A 25,792-nucleotide genomic window follows, 5' to 3' on the forward strand; every position below is an offset into this window, starting at 1 on the left:
CAGTGAAGCTTAAAAAAGGAAGCCATCATGACAGCACCAAAAATTATTGCCCTAGCAGGCAGCCTACGTAAAGACAGCTTTAATCAAAAACTGATTAATGAAGCTGCACGCTTCGCCCTCGAAAGTGGTGCTGAAGTAGAAGTGATTAAATTAAGTGATTTAGACTTACCATTATTTGATGAAGATATTGAAGCGCAAGGTACACCTGCTGGCGCACAATTATTAAAAGATAAGCTTCGCGCAGCTGACGGTATTTTATTAGCAAGCCCAGAATATAATGGCTCAATTACAGCACCACTTAAAAACGCAATCGATTGGGCATCTCGTACAGAGCAAGGTGCAGTGCCTGCTTTTCGAAATAAAGTTACTGCTCTTTATGCATCATCACCGGGTGGTTTAGGTGGCTTACGTGGTTTAAATCACGTACGTGATATTTTATCGGGTATTGGTAGCTTAGTACTTGCAGATCAACTAGCAGTGCCTGCTATCCACACTAAATTAGATGAACAAGGCCGCATCAGCGATGCTGATACAGCCGATAAAGTTGCCAGCCTTGCCCAGCAACTTGTGAGCGTAGCGAGCAAATTAAATAAGTAATATAAGGGCGTGTTGACCTTTTATGATTAATTTTGCAGCAGTGTGTTTGGTATTTAGGCAAGGCAGAGCCTATGTAGTGTGGTTGTTCCACATAAATAGGCGAAAACGCAGCATCAATGCCAAACACGCGCTGCCCTTCGGGTTCTTCCTAGGGGCGATTAACTCTTTGTTGCTCGATTTTTACTTAGCCCACTAGGTTACAAATCTCGCGCCGCGATTAAATCGCCCCTAGAGTGAACAAATTTTAATCCACAAAGGTCAACACGCCCTAGCTTAGCTTTGTCGCTGCTAGCTTAGCAGCGATAAAGTCTTCATGAGTTACATACAACAAGCTTGCGACGCGGCGAATAACCATTTCTTCATGCTTATCTAAATTGCCATCTGCGTAGGCTAATCGCCACAACAGTTCGATGATATCAATACGCTGCTCGGCGCTACACTGGGCATTAATTTGCTTTGAAAACTGAAAATAATCTATTGCATCATCTAGGCTTTGCGATGCACTTGCAACTAACTCTTGAACCTCTTCCTCGTTAAGCGAGAAATACTTCTTTAAGGTCTCATTCAGGGTCTGTTGCTCATCATCTTGTAACTCATTATCTGCACGCATAACCTCAATCAATAACGCAGCAACGGCGGTTTTTAGGTCATGCTCAGTAATGCTAGATTGGGTATCATTCAGCGCTGAAAACAGCTGTTTTATTTTATTGAGCATCACATTTTCCCTTTTTGGGTGTTAGACTACATGTAAGACATAACGTTACCTTAGTTTGACTATGGATGCTAATTCAGGTTCAACATCATGATGAAACAAGGTATTAATCACATGGAGTTAAGTGTTTATGAGTGAAGTGAGAAGTACACAAGCACTATTAATCAGCGCCGTTTTAATGTTAGCGGGGTGCAGTAATGCGCAGGCAGCAAAAGGCGAAACCGAAAAACTCTATGACTTTGACGAAAAAGTCCATTACTACCAAACTAAATTGGCCGACGGCCGCTACCATCTCGAAATTCAGTCTGACGACTACAAGCACTTTCGCAATCAAAGCGTATTTTTACTGCGCCATGCAAACCGCTTATGTAGAGACAAACCATTTATGCTAAGAGTGACTGATGGGGTGCAGGAGTACGAACGTTATCCAACTAAACCACGCGCCTATCAGCCACCTTTAACGGTTGTTCTACAGTGTGAAGACGAAGCTAAATAGTACTAGTCTTCATATCCCCACGGCGCGCTTGGCGGCGTGATAGGTTTTGTTAAGTCAAAATCAACGCGAAACTCACGTCCTTCACGCACTAAGCGATACGTAAATTGCTTTGGATAAATATACATTTGCCACGTGTTACCCATTGATTGGGGAATACCTTGGCTCACAAACAATTCTTTTGAGTATTGATCAGCCGGGAACGACTGCGCGTTAGCAAAACCCGCATCAAGGGTATGGCCACCATACATGGTTGATTTATCATCGCTGCCATCTTTATGACGATGGTCATGCTTTAAACTAAGTCCACTGCCTGTTTTTGTGATGATCCAAGTACGAGATGCATCATCCCCCACATGAAATGGCACTTGTAACTCACGCTCGTTACAACGACGTACATGCATTACTAACTTTTTGCCCGCAAACGAACTCGGACCAGCAGCATTATCAACGCTCACTTTACCTTCGTAAGCTTTACCGCAATGGGCAGCAATATTATCAAAAAAGCCATCATGGCTTGGAATTGACACTAACGGTGCAGGTCGCGCAGCCGCTACTGATGATGCAGCTACGAGCATCGATGCCACTAAATATTTCATGGTGTGTTCCCTAAATAAAATTTCAGCCTAGCCTAATAGCTTAATAGCCGTAAAGAAAACAATTACGATAAAAAACAAAAAAACGCGGCCTTGGCCGCGTTTAGGTTCACATGGAAAAAACAGGTTATTGCCAAGGGCGTTCTGCTGCAAGTTGCTGCTCAAAGGCATCAATTTGGCTGTTAAGTGTTTCAGTCACACCGATAAAGTCTAAGCCGCTTAATAAACGCTCTTTAATGTCATGGCGAATATCAAAGTGAATAGTGTCAAACTTATCGCTACGAAGTTGTTGGTTTTCTAAATCAACTTCGATATGAATATCATCATGCTGTTCACTCAGCACAAATAATTGCTCAAGTGTTTCTGCTGGTAATGCGATAGCAAGCATTTGGTTATTGCCGCAGTTATTAAAGAAAATATCTGCAAAGCTTTCCGCTAAAATAACTTCAAAACCATATTGCTTTAATGCCCATGGCGCGTGCTCACGCGATGAACCACAACCAAAATTGTCTCGAGTTAAAAGAATTTGCGCACCTTGGTAACAAGGACGGTTCAAAATAAACTCAGGGTTTGGCTCGCCGTTATCTAGATAACGCCAATCGTAGAAAAGCGCCGCATCAAAGCCATCACGGCTGGTCGAAGTTAAAAACTGCTTTGGAATAATTTGGTCAGTATCAACATTGTTTTTATCTAACGGGGCCATTAAGCCACTAAAAAATACGCTCATTAGGCTTCTCCTCTGATATCAACAAAACGACCATGAATTGCCGCTGCCGCAGCCATTGCTGGGCTCACTAAGTGAGTGCGGCCACCGCGACCTTGGCGACCTTCAAAGTTACGATTTGATGTCGACGCACAGCGTTTGCCGGCTTCTAATCTGTCGTCATTCATTGCTAAGCACATTGAACAACCTGGCTCACGCCATTCAAAGCCAGCTGCTTTGAAGATATCTGCAAGACCTTCGTCTTCGGCTTGTTTTTTTACAAGGCCAGAACCAGGAACAATCAGCGCTTCAACACCCGCTGCAACCTGCTTACCTTCAACAATTTGCGCAGCAGCACGTAAATCTTCAATTCGGCTATTTGTACATGAGCCAATAAATACGGTATCTACAGTCGCAGAAGACAATTTATCACCGGCTTTTAAACCCATATATTTTAGTGCACTACGAATCGCATCAGCTTTGATTAAATCTGGTTCTTGCTCAGGATCAGGAATACATTCATCTACGCCAATCACTTGCTCAGGGCTGGTACCCCAAGTAATTTGCGGTTGAATATCAGCGGCCTCTAATTCAACAACATGATCAAACTCTGCGCCTTCATCAGTTTTTAGTGTTTGCCAGTAGGCAACGGCACTATCAAAGTCAGCACCTTGTGGTGCAAATGGGCGACCTTTTAAATAATCATAAGTTGTTTGATCTGGTGCGATTAAACCCGCTTTTGCGCCCATTTCAATACTCATATTACAAAGCGTCATACGCGCTTCCATAGACAGCGCTTCGATCCCTTCACCACAAAATTCAGCAACATAGCCAGTACCACCCGCAGTGCCTAATTTACCAATCACAGCCATGATTAAATCTTTGGCAGTAACGGTTGGGCGCAGGCGACCATTTATTTGAATTTTTAATGACTTGGCTTTTTTCTGCTGCAGTGTTTGAGTGGCTAGAACATGCTCAACTTCTGAAGTACCAATACCGTGCGCTAGTGCACCAAATGCACCATGGGTAGAGGTATGGCTGTCACCACACACTATGGTTGTGCCCGGTAAGGTAATGCCCTGCTCAGGCCCCATTACATGCACAATACCTTGATTAATCGAATTTAAATCATAAAGTTGAATACCAAACTCTTTACAGTTTGCATCCAGTGCCATTAATTGATTTTTCGACACTTCACTCGCAGCATCTAATGAGCGACTTTTTGTTGAAACGTTATGGTCCATAGTCGCAAAGGTTTTTTCTGGGCAACGTACTTTGCGGTTTTTCTCACGTAAGCCAGCAAAGGCTTGCGGCGAAGTAACTTCATGAACTAGGTGACGGTCGATATAAAGTAAATCAGTTTGATCATTTATGCTGGCGACTACATGAGCTTGCCAAATTTTATCGTATAAGGTTTGGGCCACTTGCTATTCCCTCATTTTAGTTACGCTGAGTGACGAGCTCAGCGCAAACAATTTTTAATTAAATACGTGCCACAATTGCCGCAGCAACATCACTAGTGGTGTACCCTGCATTTGGGTAGATATCTGGCGTACCAACACCTGCTTCAACCGCTTCTGCTACCGCTTTTTCAATCGTACGAGCCGCTTCATCTTGCCCTAGAGAATAACGCAGCATAAGCGCAGCACTTAAAATTTGTGCGATAGGGTTTGCAACCCCTTTGCCAGCGATATCTGGTGCTGAGCCACCAGCAGGTTCATATAAACCAAAGCCAGACTGATTTAAACTCGCTGATGGTAATAAGCCCATAGAGCCGGTGATCATCGCGCACTCATCAGACAGAATGTCGCCAAATAAGTTATCGCAAAGTAATACATCAAACTGACTTGGCTGTTTAACTAACTGCATCGCCGCGTTATCAACATAAATGTAGTCAAGGCTCACTTCTGGGTAGTCTTTACTCACTTCAGTGACCACTTCACGCCAAAGTACACTTGACGCTAATACATTCGCTTTATCAACCGAAGTAACATGATTACTACGCAACTTAGCAGCTTCAAATGCAAAGCGTGCGATGCGCTCAATTTCTTTACGTGAATATGTTTGGGTATCGAAAGCAACTTCTTGTTCCCCTTCGCCACTGCGGCCTTTTTCACCGAAATAAATACCACCGGTTAGCTCACGAACACATAAGATATCAAAGCCTTGTGCACTGATATCTGCACGTAGCGGTGATGCAGCACTTAGTGCTGGTAATAATTGTGCTGGGCGTAAATTACAGAACAAACCAAAATGCTTACGTAGTGGCAATAGTGAAGCTCGCTCAGGTTGCTCATTCGGTGGTAAGTTTTCCCACTTAGGGCCGCCTACCGAGCCAAATAAAATCGCATCGGCATTTTCGCAGGCACTCAGTGTGCTTTGCGGCAGTGCCTGACCAAATTCATCAATGGCTGCACCACCAATTGCGTGGTGATGACGAGTCAAAGTAAAACCAAATTTTTCGCTCACAGCATCCAAGACGGTTTCTGCTGCTGCCATAACTTCTGGACCAATCCCGTCGCCTGCTAATACTGCGATACTGTAATTCGATTGACTCATCCTGCTTTCCTCTGTTGTTTTAAATCAGACACTTTTTGTGCACGATAAATTAAGTTATAAACGCGGATCATGGCGCGTACTGACGCTTCTACCACATCCGCTGCAATGCCCGCGCCGTGATATGGGCGACCATCGTATTTAGCGATAATATTCACTTGCCCTAGCGAGCTGGCACCTTGGCCTGTTGCTTCTAGGTTGTATTCAATCATCTCAACTGACATACCCGTTAAGCGCTCAATTGCTAAGAATGATGCTTCTACAGGGCCATTCCCTGTTGCGGCCTCTTGCTTAGACTCGCCATCAATTGTCATGCCGATTGTTGAACTCGCCACCGATTGTGAGTTAGACGTCGAGTTAACAAACTCAAGTTGGTACTTTTCGTCTTTATCTTTGATTTGATTAAAGTAAATCATCGCTTCTAAGTCGTAGTCATACACAGTGCCTTTTTGGTCTGCTAATGCTAAGAAACTCTCATATAAGCTATCCATATCGTAATCAGATTTTTGATAGCCTAACTCTTCTAAACGATGCTCAATAACATGACGACCTGAACGCGAAGTCATGTTTAATTGGTTATTAGGTACACCGACACTTTCTGGCGACATTATTTCGTAAGTGTTTTGGGCTTTTAATACGCCGTCTTGGTGGATCCCTGAACTGTGTGCAAAGGCATTTTCACCAACAATTGCTTTGTTTGGTTGTACTGGCATATTACAAATCTTCGCGACTTGACGCGAAGCACGGTAAATTTCTTCACTGCGAATATCGGTATGCACTTTTAAGTGGTCTTCACGCATCTTCATGATCATCGCCACTTCTTCAAGCGAACAGTTACCTGCGCGCTCACCAATGCCATTTATTGTACATTCGATTTGGCGAGCACCGGCTTGTACTGCAGCGATTGAGTTAGCAACCGCTAAACCTAAATCGTTATGGCAATGCACGCTTAAACGCGCCTTGTCGATATTTGGTACATTGTTCATTAAGTGGTGGATCATCGCAGCGTATTCGTCTGGCGTTACATAGCCTACGGTGTCAGGTAAGTTGATAGTTGATGCACCGGCATCAATAGCACTTTCAACGATACGGCATAAATCCCAATGCGGTGTACGACCTGCATCTTCACACGAAAACTCAACGTCATCGGTGTAGTTACGCGCAAGTTTAATCGACTTAACAGCCATCGCTGTTGCATCGTCTAAGCTCATACGTAATTTGTGCTCAAGGTGTAATGGGCTGGTTGCAATAAATGTATGAATACGGCCCTGCTCTGCCGGGCGAAGTGCTTCACCACATGCTTCAATATCTTTTGCTACAGCACGTGCTAAGCCACAAATAATCGGCCCTTTCACTTCAGTCGCAATGCGCTGTACAGAGCGAAAATCTGCCGGGCTAGATACCGGAAAACCCACTTCCATTACATCCACATTTAAGCGGCTAATGGTATGCGCAAGTTGAATTTTGTCGTCTTCGGTTAGGCTTGCTTTTAATGCTTGCTCACCATCACGTAACGTTGTGTCAAAAATCCAAACCTTATCTTTCATAAACTGTCCTCGTTCCCAATGACCCATTAGCGAGATAAAAAAAACCCCGCGGTTGCGGGGTTTTTTAATGTTCTACAAATGCAAATACACTAAGCCCCGCTCACTGATTTAAGCAGTAAGAGGTTTAGTTTTAATGTAATTGAATGTGTAATTTGCATCTTAATTTACTAAATGTGTGTTCAGTGGCTATATTTTTAACATTCAAAAAACCTGCTTGCAAGCATAATTTTTCCACAAAATCGATTTTTAAATCGCGTTACTGAAATTAAAAATCCATAAAAGCACACTTTAAAGGTTAATTAAACCCAACTAAATGCATTGAACGTTTAAAGTTTCGGAAGGTAAAGCTTCTATTGCTTAGATTAACTTTTAAATGTGATAGTTATCACATACACATAAAGTAACAGTATGAGGAAAAAATCTAATTATTTAGTGAGGTAATCTAAAAACATCATTGATTCTCACGCCATTGCGCTTGCCCTGAGCCAAGTTCATGTAATACACGGCCAATTCTATTCCTTTCAGAGCGCGCATTAGTTAACCAAACCTTAATCTCGCCAGTTTCTCCCATACCAATAATCAAGTAGGGGGTTATATTTTTTTCTATCTCTTCTGTGCTTACCCATGAATATGCAGGTAAGTTTTTAGCTAATTTATATCCTGCTTTATCTATGGCCACTTCACCGTAGTAAATTCTATTTTCTGATTTATCGAGCCACTCAACCGCCACTTTTTCGGGGAATTTTTGCCCATAAACACCGGCCATTGCACCTGCCGTAGCTCGGCAACACGACATTGCACCTGCAGGGACACTCCACCGCCCATCAAATTCTATTAATGTCGCAAAAATATCATTACCTTCATCAGTTGAGCCAGATACGACCATGTAATCTATTTTTCCCGTTGTCGAGCAACCTACCAGTAACAAAGCACATGCAATTGAGATAAGTGGTTTTATAAACTTGTCCATCGTTGCCAAGTGCATTTTTATTTATTCTCACGCCATTGCGCTTGCCCTGAGCCTAGTTCATGTAATACTCGCCCTGTGAACCCTGCTGAAGGTGTATTTGATATCCACACTTTTATTTCACCTGTCTCACCCATGCCAATAATTAGATAGGGAAAAATCTCGTCCTCAACTTCACCTGTGTAATAACTAAAATTAGGTAAGTTTTTAGCTAATTTATACCCTGCCTTATCTATGGCCACTTCACCGTAATAAATTCTATTTTCTGATTTATCAAGCCACTCAACTACCACTTTTTCTGGGAATTTTTGGTCATATACACCACTTGTTTTGCCTGCACTTTCCCAACAACAACCGAGGCTTCCCATAGGAATCCCCCAATTATCATCAAAAGTAATTGCCTGCACCCAAATTTGGTTACCTTTTTCTGTTGCACCTCCTGCAACCATGTAATCTATTTTCCCGTTGACGAGCAACCGGCTAAAAGCAAAGCACATACAATTGAGATGAGTGGTTTTATAAACTTGTCCATAGTCGGTTTTTATTTATTCTCGCGCCATTGCGCTTGCCCAGAGCCAAGTTCATGTAATACACGACCAACCCTATTCATTTCTGAGCTTGTATTTGATAACCAAACCTTAATCTCGCCAGTTTCTCCCATACCAATAATCAAGTAAGGGGTTATATTTGTTTCTATCTCTCCTGTGCTTACCCATGTATAAGCAGGTAAGGTTTTAGCTAATTTATACCCAGCCTTATCTATGGCTACTTCACCGTAATAAATTCTATTTTCTGATTTATCGAGCCACTCAACTACCACTTTTTCTGGGAATTTTTGGTCGTATACACCACTTGTTTTGCCTGCACTTTCCCAACAACAACCGAGGCTTCCCATAGGAACCCCCCAACTATCATCAAAAGTAATTGCCTGCACCCAAATTTGGTTACCTTTTTGTGTCGCACCTCCTGCAACCATGTAATCTATTTTTCCCGTTGACGAACAACCGGCCAAAAACAAAGCACATGCAATTGAGATGAGTGGTTTTATAAACTTGTCCATAGTAACTAAATGCATTTTTAATTATTCTCGCGCCATTGCGCTTGCCCTGAGCCAAGTTCATGTAATACACGGCCTGTGAACCCTGCTGAAGGTGTATTTGATATCCACACTTTTATTTCACCGGTCTCACCCATACCAATAATTAAATAAGGTTTTACATCGTTAAAAACTTTACCTGTGTGCGCAGTGAATGGGGGTAAGTTTTTAGCTAATTTATATCCCGCCTTATCTATGGCCACTTCACCGTAATAAATTCTATTTTCTGATTTATCGAGCCATTCAACCGCCACTTTTTCCGGGAATTTTTGGTCGTACAAACTGACTGTACCACCAGCCTCAGCATAACAACACTCAATTGCTCCTGATGGTATGCCCCATGTATCATCAAATACCACTGAGCGCCCCCAAATAGCATTCCCATTCTCAGTGCCTACGCCTGCTACCATGTAATCTATTTTTCCCGTTGACGAGCAACCGGCTAAAAACAAAGCACATGCAATTGAGATGAGTGGTTTTATAAACTTGTCCATAGTCGGTTTTTATTTATTCTCGCGCCATTGCGCTTGCCCAGAGCCAAGTTCATGTAATACACGGCCTGTGAATCCTGCTGAAGGTGTATTTGATATCCACACTTTTATTTCACCTGTCTCACCCATGCCAATAATTAGGTAGGGAAAAATCTCGTCCTCAACTTCACCTGTGTAATAACTAAAATTAGGTAAGTTTTTAGCTAATTTATACCCCACCTTATCTATGGCCACTTCACCGTAGTAAATTCTATTTTCTGATTTATCGAGCCATTCAACTTCAACTTTTTCCGGGAATTTTTGCTCATAAACTCCGGCCATTGCACCTGCCGTAGCTCGGCAACACGACATTGCACCTGCAGGGACACTCCACCGCTCATCAAATTTTACTAATGTAGCAAAAATATCATTACCTTCATCAGTTGAGCCAGATACGACCATATAATCTATTTTTCCCGTTGACGAGCAACCGGCTAAAAACAAAGCATATACAATTGAGATGAGTGGTTTTATAAACTTGTCCATAGTCGGTATCCATTTATTAGTTGTGATTGCCATTGTGAGCTTGTTTCAGCTTGACTTGGCTGGTTATAAAAAAGCTCGCGCTGTTGGTTTTTGGTGGTAAATTCTGCTTCTTCTTCGGGGCCGTGAGCTATCGCATCAATCGTTGCCGCGTATTTAACACTATGGTGAATGTAGTCTTTGTATAAAGCATGCCAGGCATCACTTTGCGGGCCAAAACTGCGCGCTGTATCTACAAGCGATTTAAGCTCGCTTGGTAAAACATAAGGAAAAGCCTGACCATCGGCTTGCTTGCGGTTGGCAAGCTCTGCTAGGTTTTGCAACGGCACCCCTTGATTTACAGCCGTTTCGTGCATTAGCGCTAAACTATAATGCGGTAGAATATTACTTAATTTACGGCGCCAATACGGCCTGTAGCTGGTGTAAATTGTATTTTCTGATTTATTCCAAATTCGCTTTGGTTGTCGGTTTATTCTTGGCCGGCTTGCTTTAAATTGAATATTAATTGTTGGCCAATAATATTTTTGTTCAAGTGACTGTTTAAGCTGTACGAGTTCTTTGTCGTGCTCTGGCTCACCGGCTTGGCCCGCAATATACTGCCGAGGGTAAAGAATGCTCGTTTCAACGGGGCCATAACCGCCACCTATATCTGAGTGCACGCCAGGCAGCTCAATTTCTTTGTGGTTTTCTGATAGCTGCTTATTACTATTGAGTAATGAGCTAAGAGGGAATTTATCGCGCTTTTCATCAAACGCAGCTAAGTGCATCACATACCCGGCACTGCTGCTCGCTAAATTTAAATTAACGGGGTAGTCAAGTTCGTCATCGGCGTAAAACTCACTGTGGTTGTTATCGCCATCGCCGCCAATAGATGCAACACTATCAAATAAGCCCACAAAACGAATAACAGGCTTAATGCCGCCCCAATAATTTGGCTTATGTTGATAAATTGCATTGACCTGATTAACAAACGCTCGGGCTTGGGCTGCACCTCGGCTAAAGCCAAATACATCAATTAAAGCGATGCTAATGTGCTCAAAATTACTGTTCCTTATAAAACGGTTCAATGATATTAAAGATTTTTTTATGCGCTCATCAAAACTAAACGCCAAGCCCATATCTAGTGTTGAGTCTTTTTTATTCGCTTTAGTGCCTATCCCTTCGGCATAATACCGAGATTTATAGGTTTGAAATGGATATAACTCAAACAACTTAACAACATTCGTGGGCTCTTTGCTGTCTGTTGAGTCTTGTATGTCGTTAAAACGGTTATTACCTGTGCCATCAAAAAACACCCCAAAGCAAGGCGGTTCGGCAAGTAAGGTGAGTTCTACATGGCCTTTCGGTAAAATTTTATGTTGAAGTAGTTGCGGGCCGCCCTTACTACCAATATTGAATGACTTTACCGTGTTTGAATTAAAATAGTCTGCAAATTGCTGCTCATTAACAAGAGTAAACTCGGCCTTACCAGCAACAATTGCTTTGAGTGTATAAGGTGTATCTTGCGACAGGTTATTAAAACGGTAGTGCTGCGCTGCTTGTTTTTCAACTACGACCTTGTTGCCTTGTGAAAATAGCTGTATTTCTACATCAACATCGCCCAGTACTTTTACAATAATATGCTTTGTTGTTGCACCCGCACCGGTATTAATAACAAGTGTATTAACAAGGTTTACTGCCATTGGCATTGCTTGGCTCATTACTTATGCTCCGTATACGTCAACAAGACGACGTTTAGTAATAGGCCCTGCTATGCCATCAACTTGCAACTGCTGTGCAAGCTGAAAAGCTTTAACACCTGTTTGTGTTTTTGATCCATTAATTCCATCAACCTTCCCACAATCAAACCCAAGTAAATTGCAACGCCCTTGCACTCCTGACAAGGTTTCAATAGGGTCTAAGTGCCCAACTTGAATAGCAAAACTCTTTGTTGGTGTGGTGTCTTCGTCATTGAGATATAAATCTACTTGCCCTGTAAGCGTTTCATTTTCGGTGAGCTCTACTTCAATTAAGCCATCTTCTGCTATGACGGTATCAATTGTTTGCCCTGCGATATTCAGTACAATGCGCTTTCCCGTAATTTGCTCGCCATTTTCGTAAGCTAGTTTTAAACGAAAGAATTCTTTTTCATCACGCACCATAAAAGAGTTTTTACTACCTGTTTTCAGTGGCATGAATTTTTCAACTTTTGCTGGAATAGCAATTACGTCGCCGGGGTAAATTTGGTTAGGTTCAGGCCTTAATGAACGAAACTCAGCATTAAGCGGATGCAAGTAAAGACCATTAGAGGTTCTAAACCCATATTGACGAGCAATGCGTAGCAAGGTTTCGCCTTGCGACACAGTATGTTGTAAGGTCATAAATTATATCCTTATAAATTTATTCATTACGGGAAGGGCTGGCCACCTGCCAGTCTTTGTCATCTAACTCATGAAAACTTATTTTAGCATTTTCAAAGTCAGGACCTGATACGTGGGCATAACCCTTACTATCTAATACTCCACTGACTACATGCCCATTACGCAAGCGAATTTTATAGCCCATGTTTGCCTGTGGGTTACCTGCTTGATCAAGCAATTCAATTTCATATTCTTGTGTTGGTTGAAGCACTGTAAAAGAGGTGGTTTCCACAAGACCTGACGCACTCACAGTGACAGCATAAACACCTGGCTTCACAACAAAATAATGCTGCCAAAACGATATTTCATCTGGGCGCTTTTTTTCTAATTGCAATGTAATTTGACCATTTGTAGGCCCTTGCCAAACTATATCTATACTGCGGCAATTACTGCAGGAGCCTTCTATATTTAATTTCCAACCATTGGGAACTATCAATCCAGTACCTACCGGTGCGGGCTTAGCACGACTAAACCCCAAATTGTAATCATAAATAAGGTTCGCATTTTTATAGCCTGTATATTGTTGAGCTAACATTTCTACCGTTTCAGATGCTTGGAGCACATGGGTTGTAAAATTTTGCCGAACTTGGTGAGATGCTTTTAACTCTACCTTACTATTTGCAACAGGCTTATAAAGAGCTAACGTAGGTTGAAATTGCTGAGTTGCTGTTGGGCGGATAACACGACGAGTATAAGTTATGTGTTGATCTATCCTGTTGGGTTGTCCCTCACAGCCATTGCTTTGTAATAGCCTAGCTTGTTGATCTCTTAAATCAGCTGATGTTGCATTGCTAGCAGCCTCTGAGCTATGGTTCTTTGAAATAGTGGCGCTTTTTGGGTATAGCGCAATTCGGCTATAGACATGGCGAAACTGACTGTAGGGAACTCGCTTCCAACCATTTTGGTTAATCCAAAACTGGCAGCGTTTGTCATCTCGAAATTGTGAGACCTGATGAGCGTCTAATACGCCAAACAAGTTATCTTGAATTTTCTTTTGCACATGTTTCGGTAACGAGTATAACAAACTGCGGCTCAGCTCCCGAAAGCTTGGGCTGTTTTTTACCGTTGTTTCTTCACTCTGTTCTAAAAAATGGGCATGAGTATCATTCACCGGATCCTTGGTGAGCATATGCGTCCTCGCTATTTATTCATTTTGTGGCGTAACTGACTATTTAGAATTCAGTTACTGATTTAAACAAAAAACGATACACAAAATGGGAACAAAAATCCACCATGCTTTAGGCTGTTTTTTCTACACTACCTTTACTATCACGGCCATACAAAGTGGCACCGCGAGCAATATAGCGTAATTGCCAGATCAAGCGTTCAACCAGTTCTTCACGTTGTGTCCCTTCAATATCGAGGGCTTCGGCACCGGCGTTAAATACTAAAGTCACCATGGCTTCGGCTTGAATATATGCATGAGTTGGGTCGCACGGAGTTTCGCTTTCAAGGTAATGCGCAAGCTCTAAAATGAAATGTTTAATTTCACGAGCAACCGCAGCGCGAAATGCTTTTGAAGTTCCTGAGCGCTCACGCAATAACAATCTAAATTGGTTGCTCGAGTTATCGATAAACTCCATAAAGGTCACGATTGATGTCGTGATCACACTACCGCCGCTCTCAATACGGCGACGCGCTTGGCGCATAAGTTGGCGAAGTGTCAAACCGGCTTCATCAACCATGGTCAAACCGAGCTCATTCATGTCTTTAAAGTGGCGGTAAAAAGAGGTGGGGGCAATCCCTGCTTCACGGGCAACTTCACGCAAACTTAAATTAGAAAAACTATGATCGGCACTCAATTGATTGAATGCAGCTTCGATTAGTGCTTGTCGTGTTTTTTGTTTCTGTTGCGCTCTAACACCCGACATGGAAACTCCCAGCGTGAACTTTTAATGATTTTTCGGTTAATGAGACAGTCTAATACTTGACGCGGAGAGAATGAAACACTATTTTAGCGTACAACTGTACGCCGAGATTTATTCAGATGAAAAAACCACCGATTATTTGGACCAATGTGCTATTTTTTAGCCTTACATTTTTGGCCGCGATCACCCTTGTTCCTTGGTATGGCTTTAGCTACGGATACACCAGTACACAGTGGATAGCCTTTGTTGGCTGTATGTTCTACGCCGGACTTTCTATTACTGCAGGTTATCACCGCTTGTGGGCACACAAAGCCTATGATGTGCATCCTGTTATTGAAGTGATTTTTGCCTTAGGTGGTGCTTTTGCATTACAAAATAGCGCCTTGCACTGGAGTAGCGATCACCGTATTCACCATGGTCAAGTTGATGATCCAATCAAAGACCCTTACGCCGCTACTAATGGCTTTTGGTATAGCCACATCGGTTGGATGCTGCGCGATTATCAAGGCGAGCAATACGGTAACTACAGTAACTGCCGTGACTTACAAAAAAACAAAGTCGTTATGTGGCAACACCGTCACTATATGAAGTTAGTCGTCGCGACTAATTTTGGTATTCCTTTACTACTTGGTTTAATGCTTGGCGATGTATGGGGCATGTTATTATTGGTTGGTTTACTGCGCTTAGTATTGAGCCAGCACTTTACCTTTTTTATCAACTCGCTGGCGCATATCTGGGGCTCACGTCCATACACAGAAAAAAACACTGCCCGTGATAATGGCTTTTTAGCGCTATTCACATACGGTGAAGGCTATCATAACTTCCACCACATTTTTGCTAGCGACTATCGCAATGGCATTAAGTGGTATCACTATGATCCAACTAAATGGATGATCCGCTCTTTAGCGGCAATCGGTCTTGCTTCAAAATTAAAGCGCACACCGATTGAGCGAATCGAAAAAGCCAAAGCAGAAACCTTGATGAGTAAGACCCAAGGTCGCCTTGCAAAATTGCCTTTAGCGCAAGATAAGCTTACATTATTACAATCTGAGTACGATTTACTGCTGAAAAAACTGCAACACTTCTGTGCCTTGCAAAGGCGCGTGTTAGAAATCAAACGTAATAAAATGATGAAACAGTGTGAAAAATCAGCATTAATGACACAATATCACGAGCTTGAAGCCGCTTGGGAAAACCAAAAGCAGGCTTGGCTTGCACTAAATGCGAGGTTGTTAAAAGCCTCTTTTAGTTAACATAGGAGCGGCTGTGGCCAAACAACAAGTAAAGCAAAAAGATACTCCATCTTATCAATATGATGCGATCATCATAGGTACAGGTCCTGGCGGTGAAGGTACCGCCATGAACCTATCTAAAAGTAACAAAAAAGTCGCTGTTATTGAGCGTCAAGAAGCAGTAGGTGGCGGTTGTGTGCACTGGGGTACTATCCCGTCAAAAGCATTACGTCACTCTGTAAGTCGTTATATTGAATATAAAGCAAACCCGCTATTTAATATTAGTGAGCGCCCTAACCGCTTAACTTTCCCAGATATTTTGCGCCACGCAAGTAACGTCATCTCAAAGCAATCTAATTTACGTAGCAGCTTTTATGAACGTAACCGCATTCATATGTATCAAGGTGATGCTGAGTTTATTGATAAACACACCATTAAAGTAACGCACCTAGACGGTTCATTTGAAACGCTTACTGCACAAACAATCGTTATTGCTACTGGCTCGCGCCCTTATCGTCCACCGGGTGTAGACTTTAAACATCCACGTATTTACGACAGCGATACCATTTTAGGCCTTGAAGATGACCCTCATCGTGTGCTCATTTATGGTGCTGGTGTAATTGGTTGTGAGTATGCCTCTATTTTTAAAGGTTTAGGCGCCAAGGTTGACCTAGTGAATACCCGTGACCGCCTACTTGCCTTTATGGATGCAGAAATTTCAGATGCTCTGAGCTATCACTTTTGGAATAGCGGCATTGTTATTCGTCATAATGAAGAGTTTGATCGCGTAGAAACTCGCGATGATTGTGTGGTAATGCACTTAAAATCAGGTAAGCGCGTAAAAGCTGACTGTATTTTATTTGCCAATGGCCGTACGGGTAACACAGACACATTAAACCTTGAAGCTGTTGGCCTAAAAGCGGATGGTCGTGGTCAGCTTAAGGTGAACGAAACTTACCAAACAGAAGTCGACAACATTTATGCTGTGGGTGATGTCATTGGTTACCCAAGCCTTGCCAGTGCAGCATTTGACCAAGGCCGTATTGCAGCCGATGCGATTGCATGTGGTAATTGCGATGAAAAGCTGATCATTGATATCCCAGCAGGTATTTATACAATCCCTGAAATGAGCTCAGTGGGTAAAACCGAGCAAGAGTTAACTGCTGCAAAAGTCCCTTACGAGGTAGGCCGTGCTCAATTTAAGCATTTAGCGCGTGCGCAAATTGCAGGCACTGAGGTGGGTAGCTTAAAGATTTTATTCCATGTTGATACCAAAGAAGTACTGGGTGTGCACTGCTTCGGTGAGCGTGCCTCTGAAATAGTTCACATCGGTCAAGCTATTATGGAACAAAAGAACGGCGGTAATAACATTGATTACTTTGTAAATACCACGTTCAACTACCCGACTATGGCTGAAGCCTATCGCGTAGCTGCATTAAATGGTTTAAATCGTTTGTTTAAGTAAATAAAAAAAGCCCGCTTAATGCGGGCTTTTTTATGACTAGCTTTTGCTTATTTGTGGTATTTACCACTGAATTCATGAACGGCGTTGATAAATACACCTGCATTTTCTGGGTCTACATCTGGTGTAATACCGTGACCTAGGTTAAATACATGGCCAGAACCTGTACCAAAGTCTTCTAGGATAGTGGCAACTTCTTGGCGAATGCGCTCAGGCGTACCATGCAGCATTGCTGGGTCCATGTTACCTTGCAGCGCTACTTTATCGCCAACACGACGCTTTGCATCACCGATGTTAATAGTCCAGTCTAGACCTACTGCATCACAGCCTGTTGCTGCAATTGCTTCAATCCACTGACCACCATTTTTAGTAAATAACGTCACTGGTACTTTACGGCCATCATGTTCGCGAATTAAGCCATCAACAATCTTGTGCATGTATTGTAATGAAAACTCATTGTAATCACGTGGGCTTAATACACCGCCCCATGAGTCAAATACCATTAACGATTGCGCGCCCGCTTTAACTTGCGCGTTTAAATAGTCGATTACTGAGTCCGCTAACTTATCAAGTAATAGGTGCAGTGTTTGTGGTTCTGCAAAGGCCATTTTCTTGATTTTACCGAATGTTTTGCTGCTACCACCTTCAACCATGTAAGTAGCAAGTGTCCAAGGTGAACCAGAGAAACCAATTAGCGGTACTTCACCTTTTAATTCGCGGCGAATCGTACTTACCGCATTCATTACATAACCAAGCTCATCAGTTGGATCGATTTTTGGGATTTTTTTAACATCTGCTAATGAAGAAATCGGACGTTCGAATTTCGGGCCCTCACCTGTTTCAAAGTAAAGACCTAAGCCCATAGCATCAGGAATAGTTAAAATATCACTGAATAGAATTGCAGCATCAAGCGGATAACGACGTAATGGCTGTAACGTTACTTCACAAGCAAGTTCAGCGTTTTTACATAAACTCATAAAGTCGCCTGCTTGGGCACGTGTAGCACGGTATTCAGGTAAATAACGGCCAGCTTGGCGCATCATCCATACCGGTGTGACATCAACAGGTTGCTTTTGTAGTGCACGTAAATAACGATCGTTTTTTAATTCGCTCATGCGTATAGAATCCTAGAACTGAATGAAATTGAGCAGATTGTATCACCATATTGCGCGTCTCACTATGGATAGATAATCAAGGCTAGATATAGATCATGTTTTTTAAGCCAACCTAAGCCTATAGTGTGTTTTTTGAGCGAAAACAAAATAAATTTAAAACTTTCTATTAATAAATTTGCAACATACAAAAAAGCTTGGTATAACCTATCCCGCGTTAACAAAAACAATAATAAAAATCTTATAACAATAAGAACAACAATCTTCCCATAATAATAAGAACGCTTGTTTTAACAAGTCTTAGAAAAAGAATTAAACCACCAATTTTGGTGGTTTTTTCTTTTCTAAATCAGCAAATTACAACTCCTCCGCTTAGATAAAAATTGCAAAATTAATACTAGTAGTTTTGAATCAATTCCCATACACTGCAATGAGAGCAAAAAAAAGTCCACTCTAAAAACAAGGTTATTTTTTGGCCTACTCAGCGCTGAAAAGTATGTCTTTAGAATGACTTTTACAATCTGTTGCAATTAGACACTAAGAATTTAGTTGATCTTTGTGTCATATTTCCTTTTTATATATACAAAGGAAAACCTACTCAGCGAGGAGATGAAATATGCTGACGCGTTTGGAAAAAGCTCAACAAAAATGGGGTGGTAGTCACTCTGTAATCGACAAATGGCTCACAGAACGTCAAGAGCTGCTTGTGTTGTTCTGCCGTATTGCAGGCTTTTCACCGTACGAAAAGAAAGATCACGCCCTTCCTGATCAACTGCAAATTCAAAACTTTTGCCAAATTCTGATGGATTACCTTTCTGCTGGCCATTTCGAAATTTACGACGACATTGCCAAAGCGTGTGAAGAAAAAGGTCCTGAAAGCCAAAAGCTGGCTAATGCCTTATACCCGCGCATTTCTGAAACCACAGATGTAGCACTCGACTTTAACGACAAATACGCAGAAGTTGACAAAGATGACTTGCTTGATGAGTTTGATAAAGATTTATCAACATTAGGTGAAGCGCTTGAATTACGCTTTGAATTAGAAGATGAGTTAATCGATAACCTTTATTCTAATCACACCAGCTAACAGCTTAGTTGCACAGCAGAGAAACACTCTCTGCTGAAAAACACCTTTTTTGCCTGCCTAAAAAGAATCATCTATTCCATTCGTAACAAATATTTGAAATATTTTCTTCAATGCGATACTCATACTATAAAAACATGAGGCTCGCTATGAATAAACGGTCATTTTTAAAGTCACTTTCAATCCTTGCTGCTGGCGCAAGTATAACATCAGCTCCTTTAATGGCTGCTCAGAATAGCAGTACCCAAACATTAATTAAGCCAAAAGCGCTGGAAAAAGGCGGCACAATTGGTGTGTGTAGCCCGTCAGCTGCCACTGCTGAACAGGCTGATATCATACTAGCAAAAGGCGTTATAGAGGCGCTGGGTTACAAGGCTAAGCTTGCACCAAACATTTTAGCAAGACGCGGTCATTTAGCTGGCACTGATGTAATGCGAGCCGGCGATTTAAACAGTTTATTCAGTGACAAAGAGGTTGATGCCATTTTGTGTTTACGTGGCGGTTCAGGCGCTGCCCGTATTTTACCTTTGCTCGACTACGCAATGATCCGTAACAACCCAAAACCTCTGATGGGCTATTCGGACATTACCGCTCTACACAATGCACTACTCTCTCAAGCTGGGCTAATCAGCTTCCATGGCCCAAATGCATCGAGTGACTGGAACCCGTTTCATGTCGCGCAATTTAAGAACATGTTCGAAGCGCGTAAGTTGATGCATTTCCAAAACTTACCAAAAGCCGATGATGAGCTTGTTAACACTCAGTACCTGACCCAAACGATCACATCAGGTAAAGCCTCTGGACGATTAATCGGCGGTAACTTAACGGTACTGACAGCCCTTGCAGGATCGAATTATTTACCTGACTTTAATGGCGCAATTTTATTTTTAGAAGATATCGACGAAGCGCCGTATCGAATTGACAGAATGATGAGCACACTCAAACTCATGGGCGCACTTGATAAAATTGCGGGCTTTGTGTTTGGCGATTGTAATGACTGTAAGCCTGGCCGTGGTTATGGCTCTTTAACCCTTGACGATATTTTTGCAGATTATATAAAACCGCTGGAAATTCCTGCTTATCGTGGAGCTATGATTGGCCATATTAAGCGCCAATTTATCTTGCCTGTTGGCACTTTGGTTGAGCTTGATGCTGATAGTGGCACATTAAAAATGAAAGAAACGGCATTTAGTTAATAAACTTCATGCGTAAAAAAAGGGCCAATCGGCCCTTTTTTATTGAGTTTAATATTACTCAGCTGGTACAGCTTTGTCATCGCTTTGGATTTCAAGTAATTCTACTTCGAAAACAAGCGTTGAGTTAGCTGGGATCTTACCAAGATCACGCTCGCCATATGCAAGTTCAGATGGAATAGTGAACTTGTACTTAGAGCCAACTGGCATTAATTGTAAACCTTCAGTCCAACCTGGGATCACACGATTAAGTGGGAACGTAGTTGGTTCGTTACGTGAGTAAGAGCTATCGAACTCAGTACCGTCTAATAAAGTGCCTTTGTAGTGTACTTTAACAACGTCAGTTGCTACTGGCTTTTCGCCTTCACCTTCAGTGATCACTTCGTACTGTAGGCCAGATTCAGTTACTGTCACGCCTTCTTTCTTCGCGTTTTCAGCTAGGAATTTTTCGCCTTCAGCTTTGCTCTTCTCAGCTTCTACTTTCGCTTTTTCTTGTTGTTTAGTGCGAATGCTTTGGTCAAGCGCCGTTAACACTTCACGAATTTTTTCGTCATCAAGTTTAGCGTTACCCGCTAGCGCGTCTTCAAAACCACGCTTAAGAAGCGCTTCGTCTAGTTCAACACCTAACGCTTTTTTATCAGCAAGGTCTTGGTTTAAGAAGTTACCAACAGACGCACCAATACCGTATGCTTGTTGCTGAGCTTCAGTCTCTAGTTTAACTTCAACTTGCTGTTCTTTTTTTGCTTCCTGATTACAAGCTGTAAGCGCTAAAACTGACGCTGCAATCAATGACAATTTAATCGTCTTTCTCATTTTATATCTCCGACACACTTTGCAGTTGTCAATTATTGTATTATTACTAGTTAAAGATTAACGACCTACATGGTAGGCTGCTTGTCTAATAACTAATGTCATGCTTATGCATGATCAGCGATTAGACTAACAACCTAGGCCTTCAACGAGACCTAGTCTAACCTCTCAATCACTAAGAGTTAAGGGGAAATACTCGTAATATGTCGATATTTCGTACTTTTTTGTATCTGCTCAGCCTTTGCTTAGTTGTAGCGTGCTCTGAGCAACATGAGCAATCAACTGCACGCTATGAGCATGCGGCTAAAGGTGCCTTCGCCAGTGCGCTGTCGCACGATGGCAAATACAGCTTAATCTCATCAATACACCATGGGGTCGCACTGTGGGATAATCAACAACAGGTGCTAAAATACCAATGGTTTCAACAACAAAATCAAGATAGCTTGGTTCATACTGTTGCTATCTCTTACGACAATAGCCATGCAGTTACCGCTGAAAAGTCCACCTTTGCAGTGTGGGACATTGCCACGGGCAACAACACGGGTTATTACAAAATACACGCCTCAACAATTCGAGATATCGCGATAAGTAACCAAGGGCGCAGTGTGTTATATGGCCGCGCCGACGGTGTAGTCGTTTACCTCGACTTAGAGAGTGGCAGACGCATAGAGTTCCTTGGCCACCAAGAAAAAGTCAATGTTGTTGACCTTTCACCTAACGGCCACTACGCCATAAGCGGCTCAAATGACTATGTAGCTTACTTTTGGGACACTCGCACAGGGCAAGTGATCCATCGCTTTAACCACCCAAGTCGCGTTACTCAAGTTGCCCTTGATCCACAAGGTCGATACGCATTTACCGCAGACAGTATGAAGCAAGCAAATGTATGGCAACTGACTACAGGTGATCTTGTTAGCAAACTGGCGTATATTGCGCGTCAGAAAATTTTTACCGCCGTCCGTTTTAATGATGAGGGCACTTTACTTGCAACAGGTTCACCCAATCGATTGGTCGATTTATGGCAGCTAGAGTCAGGTAAAAAGTTACATACGTGGCAAGTGATTCCTCGAGAAGGAAGCCGCCCGAAATCAGCCGTGGTGTTAGATGTTGCGTTTACTGATAACAACCAAGCGTTATTAACCGAAAGCTCCAGCGGATTCGCTGAAAGTTTTAATCTAAGAGAATCAAATGAATACAATTGAACATCGTTTAATGGAACTTGAAGCAAAAGTCGCTTTTCAAGATGAAACAATTGAAATATTGAATGATGAGCTTAAAGCGCACCAACAGCAGCTGGCAAAAATGAAACGCCAGACTGAGTTACTTGCAGAAAAGATTAAAGAAGCGCAGCAGCCTTCTTTAATGTCACAGCTTCAAGAGCCGCCTCCACCTCATTATTAATCAGGTGAATAGAGCCGGGTATTAATCGCCCGGCTTGAACACACCAATCACTTGTTCGAATTGACGCGTTGAGGCCTGAACTGCCTGCTCTGGTTGCGTCATTTTGTGACCACACTGTACGCACTCCACTTTTTCCACATCATGTTCTTTATAAAGCATCATGGTATCCATGGCCTTACATTCAGGGCACGATGCTCCAGCAATAAAGCGTTTTCTTTGTCTCATAGATGATCTCCCGTGGCATGTAGGCGGCTATTTTAGCCTAATAATTCTCTGTTTGATACGATTGCGAAGGCTAATGTGATCCGTGTTATGATAGCGGCAATTTAATCAGTGCTGTGCAAGTAAACATTCATGATCCAAATTTCAGACATCGAACTTCTACGTGGTGGTAACGCCTTACTAAAAGGGGCTTCTGCCACCTTATTCCCAGAGCATAAAGTCGGCCTTGTGGGCGCTAATGGCTGTGGTAAATCAACGCTGTTCGCGCTACTAAAGTCTGAATTGCAACTCGATGCCGGCGAATGCCAAATTCCTAAAGACTGGTCAATTGCCTCTGTAAAGCAAGAAACACCTGCGCTCGAAATCAGTGCCCTCGATTATGTATTACAAGGTCATCCTGAATATTACGCGCTAAGAATTGCACTTCGCGAAGCTGAGCAAAATAACGACGGCGATGCGCAGGCAAAAGCACATATTGGCCTAGAACATATTCAAGGTTATAGCATTGAAGCAAAAGCTGGTGAGCTATTACACGGTTTAGGTTTTAGTAATGAGCAAATAGACAACCCAGTGAGTGCCTTTTCTGGTGGTTGGCGTATGCGCTTAAACTTAGCACAAGCACTTATTCGTGATGCCGATTTATTACTGCTGGATGAGCCAACCAACCACTTAGATCTCGATGCGGTTTACTGGTTAGAACGTTTTTTACGAGCCTACACAGGCACTCTAGTGCTTATCTCCCATGACCGAGAGTTCTTAGATGCCGTAGTTGACCAAATTTGGCACATAGACGCACAAAAAATAAATGTTTATAAAGGCAATTACTCACAATTCGAACGCCAAAAAGCAGAGCGATTATTACAACAACAAGCGATGTTCGAAAAGCAACAAGAACAAATTGCTCACCTAGAAAAGTTCATTACGCGCTTTAAAGCAAAAGCTAGTAAGGCTAAGCAAGCACAAAGCCGCGTAAAAGCCCTAGAGCGGATGGAAAAGTTAGCCCCAGCCCATGTTGACTCACCTTTTGATTTTGAGTTTGCCGAGCCAACAGCGCTACCAAACCCGTTAATGACCCTCGACCAAGCCAAAGCAGGCTATGGCGACACCACCATTTTACACAGCATTAAGCTAAACCTTGTGCCGGGTAGCCGTATTGCGCTGCTTGGCCGAAATGGTGCGGGTAAATCAACACTGATTAAATTATTAGCTGGCGATTTGCAACCTCAAGCAGGTGAAGTATTTCAGCATCAGGGCTTAAATATTGGTTACTTTGCGCAGCATCAGCTTGAGTCACTTGATTTAAAAGCCAGTGCAGTGACCCATTTACAACGTTTAAATCCACAAGCTCCTGAGCAATCATTGCGTGACTTTTTAGGCGGCTTTGCATTCTTTGGCGATAAAGCACTTGAACCAGTTGCGCCATTTTCTGGCGGTGAAAAAGCCCGTTTAGTACTAGCAATGCTGGTATATCAAAAGCCAAACCTACTGTTACTGGATGAGCCAACCAACCACCTAGATTTAGAAATGCGTCATGCCTTAGTGATGGCGCTACAAGGCTTCGAAGGCGCTATGGTGACCGTATCGCACGACCGTCACATGCTTAAAAACACCGCTGATGAGTATTACCTCGTTGATAACGGCGAAGTAACACAGTTTGGTTATGACCTTGATGCCTATTACCAATGGCTACTGAATGCCAATAAAGAAGCCGCTAAAAGCCCTGAAGACAATGCACCTAAAGCACATTCAAGCGTTAACCGCAAAGAGCAAAAGCGCTTAGAAGCTGAGTTCAGAAAGTCAGTGCAACCATTGAAAAAGCAAATCGAAAAGCTGGAAAAGCAACTTGATAAGTACTCTACAGAGCTTGGAGAAATCGAAAACGCACTTGCCGACAATGATTTATACAGTGATGAGAATAAAGCAAAACTGACAGAGCTACTCACTAAGCAAGCAAGCTTAACCCCAAAGCTTAATAACGTTGAAGAAGAGCTGCTTATGGCACTTGAAGAGCTTGAAGAAAAAGAGCAGGCCTTTGCCGATGAAACCGCTTAACAGCGAACAGTTTTGGCAGTTTGCATGTCAGCTTTACAGCAAAGACGGCATGCAAACCAAGCTACTAGGCTATCAAGACCAGCAAGGCAAAAATGTAAACCTGTGCCTGCTGCTTTATTATCTTGATTCTTTAGAGCTGGCTGTAACCCCCTCTCAACTGAGTGAGCTTGAATTGTGCATTGCTACATTTGATCAACAGGCTTTACAGCCCCTAAGAGCCACACGCGCCTACCTTAAAACCATTCAAGCCGAGATTTCAGACTACCCCACCATTCGCAAAGAGCTACTTAGCGCAGAATTAAAACTCGAAAAAAAGCAGCAACAATTACTGATACACACAGCGAATACCATGATATTCACTCAGCGCACAAATGCTGAAAACATAAGGCTTTATGTTGGAAGTGAGTTAGCGAGTTAGCGAGTTAGCGAGAGTAAAGTTTAAAGAGTCTAGCTCAAGCCTAATTGTAAGAATGGTTCTAATTCGGCACTAAAGTGCCTCCTACGGGATTTAATTTCTGAGTGAGACACTGAACTTAACAACCCCATCAGTCTAATCTGACGTCTGACAGCTGATAGCTTTCTACAGACATTAAAAAAGGCCGCCTAGGCGACCTTTTTATAAGCTGTGAAGCTCTATCTGTTGATATTACTCAACGATAGTTGCAACAACACCAGCA

The 25,792-nt window shown here is 42.5% G+C and carries 28 protein-coding genes; 10 read left to right on the plus strand and 18 right to left on the minus strand.

All coding sequences use genetic code 11. From position 1 onward, the window contains the following. Window positions 1–27 precede the first annotated feature (27 nt). The gene (locus tag C2M33_RS09920) at window positions 28–597 is read left to right on the plus strand and encodes an NADPH-dependent FMN reductase (protein WP_105174383.1); all 570 of its coding nucleotides are present in this window, start codon (window positions 28–30) and stop codon (window positions 595–597) included. Between the two features lie 268 nt (window positions 598–865). Here the strand turns inward: C2M33_RS09920 and C2M33_RS09930 are convergent, their stop codons facing one another. Continuing rightward, complete coding sequence (locus C2M33_RS09930) at window positions 866–1,312, minus strand: tellurite resistance TerB family protein (RefSeq protein ID WP_054554468.1); 447 nt, start codon at window positions 1,310–1,312, stop codon at window positions 866–868. Window positions 1,313–1,439: 127 nt separating this feature from the next. Here C2M33_RS09930 and C2M33_RS09935 point away from each other — a divergent pair, with 127 nt between their 5' ends. Then, window positions 1,440–1,805 carry a hypothetical protein gene (locus C2M33_RS09935; protein ID WP_105174384.1) on the plus strand — a complete coding sequence of 122 codons (366 nt, stop codon included), beginning with the start codon at window positions 1,440–1,442 and terminating at the stop codon, window positions 1,803–1,805. Between the two features lie 2 nt (window positions 1,806–1,807). Here the strand turns inward: C2M33_RS09935 and C2M33_RS09940 are convergent, their stop codons facing one another. The 14 genes from C2M33_RS09940 to fabR all read right to left on the minus strand — a co-directional run bounded on the left by C2M33_RS09940 (window position 1,808) and on the right by fabR (window position 14,550). Further along, the gene (locus C2M33_RS09940) at window positions 1,808–2,401 is read right to left on the minus strand and encodes a hypothetical protein (protein WP_054562892.1); all 594 of its coding nucleotides are present in this window, start codon (window positions 2,399–2,401) and stop codon (window positions 1,808–1,810) included. Between the two features lie 124 nt (window positions 2,402–2,525). Then, on the minus strand, window positions 2,526–3,125 hold the full coding sequence (leuD, locus tag C2M33_RS09945; RefSeq protein ID WP_054562894.1) for a 3-isopropylmalate dehydratase small subunit: 600 nt from the start codon (window positions 3,123–3,125) through the stop codon (window positions 2,526–2,528). Beyond that, the gene (gene leuC / locus C2M33_RS09950) at window positions 3,125–4,525 is read right to left on the minus strand and encodes a 3-isopropylmalate dehydratase large subunit (RefSeq protein WP_063702498.1); all 1,401 of its coding nucleotides are present in this window, start codon (window positions 4,523–4,525) and stop codon (window positions 3,125–3,127) included. Before leuC ends, leuD begins: the two co-directional genes overlap by 1 nt. A gap of 58 nt (window positions 4,526–4,583) precedes the next feature. After that, window positions 4,584–5,660 (minus strand): 3-isopropylmalate dehydrogenase, encoded by a 1,077-nt coding sequence (gene leuB / locus C2M33_RS09955; RefSeq protein WP_063702500.1) that lies wholly within the window; start codon window positions 5,658–5,660, stop codon window positions 4,584–4,586. Then, window positions 5,657–7,204, minus strand: a complete 1,548-nt coding sequence (leuA, locus tag C2M33_RS09960) for a 2-isopropylmalate synthase (protein ID WP_063702502.1) — start codon at window positions 7,202–7,204, stop codon at window positions 5,657–5,659. Before leuA ends, leuB begins: the two co-directional genes overlap by 4 nt. Before the next feature lie 451 nt (window positions 7,205–7,655). After that, window positions 7,656–8,174 (minus strand): DUF2931 family protein, encoded by a 519-nt coding sequence (locus C2M33_RS09965; RefSeq protein ID WP_105174391.1) that lies wholly within the window; start codon window positions 8,172–8,174, stop codon window positions 7,656–7,658. A gap of 17 nt (window positions 8,175–8,191) precedes the next feature. Further along, complete coding sequence (locus C2M33_RS09970; RefSeq protein WP_171038283.1) at window positions 8,192–8,620, minus strand: DUF2931 family protein; 429 nt, start codon at window positions 8,618–8,620, stop codon at window positions 8,192–8,194. Between the two features lie 92 nt (window positions 8,621–8,712). Continuing rightward, window positions 8,713–9,231: a DUF2931 family protein gene (locus C2M33_RS09975; protein ID WP_063702551.1), complete on the minus strand. Its 519-nt coding sequence runs from the start codon at window positions 9,229–9,231 to the stop codon at window positions 8,713–8,715. A 17-nt stretch (window positions 9,232–9,248) separates the two neighbouring features. After that, a complete protein-coding gene (locus C2M33_RS09980) occupies window positions 9,249–9,761 on the minus strand; it encodes a hypothetical protein (RefSeq protein WP_063702508.1) in 513 nt (170 codons plus the stop codon). A 9-nt stretch (window positions 9,762–9,770) separates the two neighbouring features. Next, on the minus strand, window positions 9,771–10,283 hold the full coding sequence (locus C2M33_RS09985; protein ID WP_063702510.1) for a hypothetical protein: 513 nt from the start codon (window positions 10,281–10,283) through the stop codon (window positions 9,771–9,773). Beyond that, window positions 10,268–11,980, minus strand: a complete 1,713-nt coding sequence (locus tag C2M33_RS09990) for a T6SS phospholipase effector Tle1-like catalytic domain-containing protein (RefSeq protein WP_105174385.1) — start codon at window positions 11,978–11,980, stop codon at window positions 10,268–10,270. Before C2M33_RS09990 ends, C2M33_RS09985 begins: the two co-directional genes overlap by 16 nt. Before the next feature lie 3 nt (window positions 11,981–11,983). After that, a complete protein-coding gene (locus tag C2M33_RS09995; RefSeq protein ID WP_063702514.1) occupies window positions 11,984–12,640 on the minus strand; it encodes a peptidoglycan-binding protein in 657 nt (218 codons plus the stop codon). 19 nt (window positions 12,641–12,659) lie between these two features. Then, window positions 12,660–13,808 (minus strand): hypothetical protein, encoded by a 1,149-nt coding sequence (locus tag C2M33_RS10000; protein ID WP_063702516.1) that lies wholly within the window; start codon window positions 13,806–13,808, stop codon window positions 12,660–12,662. Window positions 13,809–13,917: 109 nt separating this feature from the next. Further along, entirely contained in the window at window positions 13,918–14,550 is a 633-nt protein-coding gene (gene fabR, locus C2M33_RS10005) for an HTH-type transcriptional repressor FabR (RefSeq protein WP_054554482.1), read from the minus strand. A 116-nt stretch (window positions 14,551–14,666) separates the two neighbouring features. On the opposite strand from fabR, the gene C2M33_RS10010 reads away from it, so the two are divergent. Both C2M33_RS10010 and sthA read left to right on the plus strand, forming a co-directional pair. Further along, a complete protein-coding gene (locus C2M33_RS10010) occupies window positions 14,667–15,800 on the plus strand; it encodes an acyl-CoA desaturase (protein ID WP_063702518.1) in 1,134 nt (377 codons plus the stop codon). Window positions 15,801–15,813: 13 nt separating this feature from the next. Next, on the plus strand, window positions 15,814–17,244 hold the full coding sequence (sthA, locus tag C2M33_RS10015) for a Si-specific NAD(P)(+) transhydrogenase (protein WP_054562900.1): 1,431 nt from the start codon (window positions 15,814–15,816) through the stop codon (window positions 17,242–17,244). A 47-nt stretch (window positions 17,245–17,291) separates the two neighbouring features. Here sthA and hemE read toward each other — a convergent pair whose 3' ends face one another. Next, window positions 17,292–18,356, minus strand: coding sequence for a uroporphyrinogen decarboxylase (gene hemE, locus C2M33_RS10020; protein WP_063702520.1), 1,065 nt, complete (start codon window positions 18,354–18,356; stop codon window positions 17,292–17,294). Between the two features lie 613 nt (window positions 18,357–18,969). On the opposite strand from hemE, the gene C2M33_RS10025 reads away from it, so the two are divergent. Together C2M33_RS10025 and C2M33_RS10030 are read left to right on the plus strand one after the other, a co-directional pair. After that, window positions 18,970–19,440: an Rsd/AlgQ family anti-sigma factor gene (locus C2M33_RS10025; RefSeq protein ID WP_063702523.1), complete on the plus strand. Its 471-nt coding sequence runs from the start codon at window positions 18,970–18,972 to the stop codon at window positions 19,438–19,440. Between the two features lie 146 nt (window positions 19,441–19,586). Beyond that, window positions 19,587–20,633 (plus strand): S66 peptidase family protein, encoded by a 1,047-nt coding sequence (locus tag C2M33_RS10030; protein ID WP_199776358.1) that lies wholly within the window; start codon window positions 19,587–19,589, stop codon window positions 20,631–20,633. A gap of 54 nt (window positions 20,634–20,687) precedes the next feature. On the opposite strand, the gene fkpA is transcribed toward C2M33_RS10030, so the two are convergent. Then, on the minus strand, window positions 20,688–21,443 hold the full coding sequence (gene fkpA, locus C2M33_RS10035; RefSeq protein ID WP_063702527.1) for an FKBP-type peptidyl-prolyl cis-trans isomerase: 756 nt from the start codon (window positions 21,441–21,443) through the stop codon (window positions 20,688–20,690). Window positions 21,444–21,643: 200 nt separating this feature from the next. On the opposite strand from fkpA, the gene C2M33_RS10040 reads away from it, so the two are divergent. Both C2M33_RS10040 and C2M33_RS10045 read left to right on the plus strand, forming a co-directional pair. Beyond that, complete coding sequence (locus C2M33_RS10040) at window positions 21,644–22,642, plus strand: WD40 repeat domain-containing protein (protein ID WP_063702529.1); 999 nt, start codon at window positions 21,644–21,646, stop codon at window positions 22,640–22,642. After that, window positions 22,629–22,841, plus strand: a complete 213-nt coding sequence (locus tag C2M33_RS10045; RefSeq protein ID WP_063702531.1) for a SlyX family protein — start codon at window positions 22,629–22,631, stop codon at window positions 22,839–22,841. Before C2M33_RS10040 ends, C2M33_RS10045 begins: the two co-directional genes overlap by 14 nt. Window positions 22,842–22,862: 21 nt before the next feature. Here the strand turns inward: C2M33_RS10045 and C2M33_RS10050 are convergent, their stop codons facing one another. Then, on the minus strand, window positions 22,863–23,066 hold the full coding sequence (locus tag C2M33_RS10050) for a YheV family putative zinc ribbon protein (protein WP_054554491.1): 204 nt from the start codon (window positions 23,064–23,066) through the stop codon (window positions 22,863–22,865). A gap of 129 nt (window positions 23,067–23,195) precedes the next feature. On the opposite strand from C2M33_RS10050, the gene C2M33_RS10055 reads away from it, so the two are divergent. Continuing rightward, complete coding sequence (locus tag C2M33_RS10055) at window positions 23,196–25,115, plus strand: ATP-binding cassette domain-containing protein (protein ID WP_105174387.1); 1,920 nt, start codon at window positions 23,196–23,198, stop codon at window positions 25,113–25,115. After that, the gene (locus C2M33_RS10060) at window positions 25,102–25,533 is read left to right on the plus strand and encodes a TIGR02444 family protein (protein ID WP_105174388.1); all 432 of its coding nucleotides are present in this window, start codon (window positions 25,102–25,104) and stop codon (window positions 25,531–25,533) included. Before C2M33_RS10055 ends, C2M33_RS10060 begins: the two co-directional genes overlap by 14 nt. Window positions 25,534–25,792 lie beyond the last annotated feature (259 nt).

This window comes from Pseudoalteromonas sp. T1lg122, from assembly GCF_002964825.1.
Classification (GTDB): Bacteria; Pseudomonadota; Gammaproteobacteria; order Enterobacterales; family Alteromonadaceae; genus Pseudoalteromonas; species Pseudoalteromonas gelatinilytica.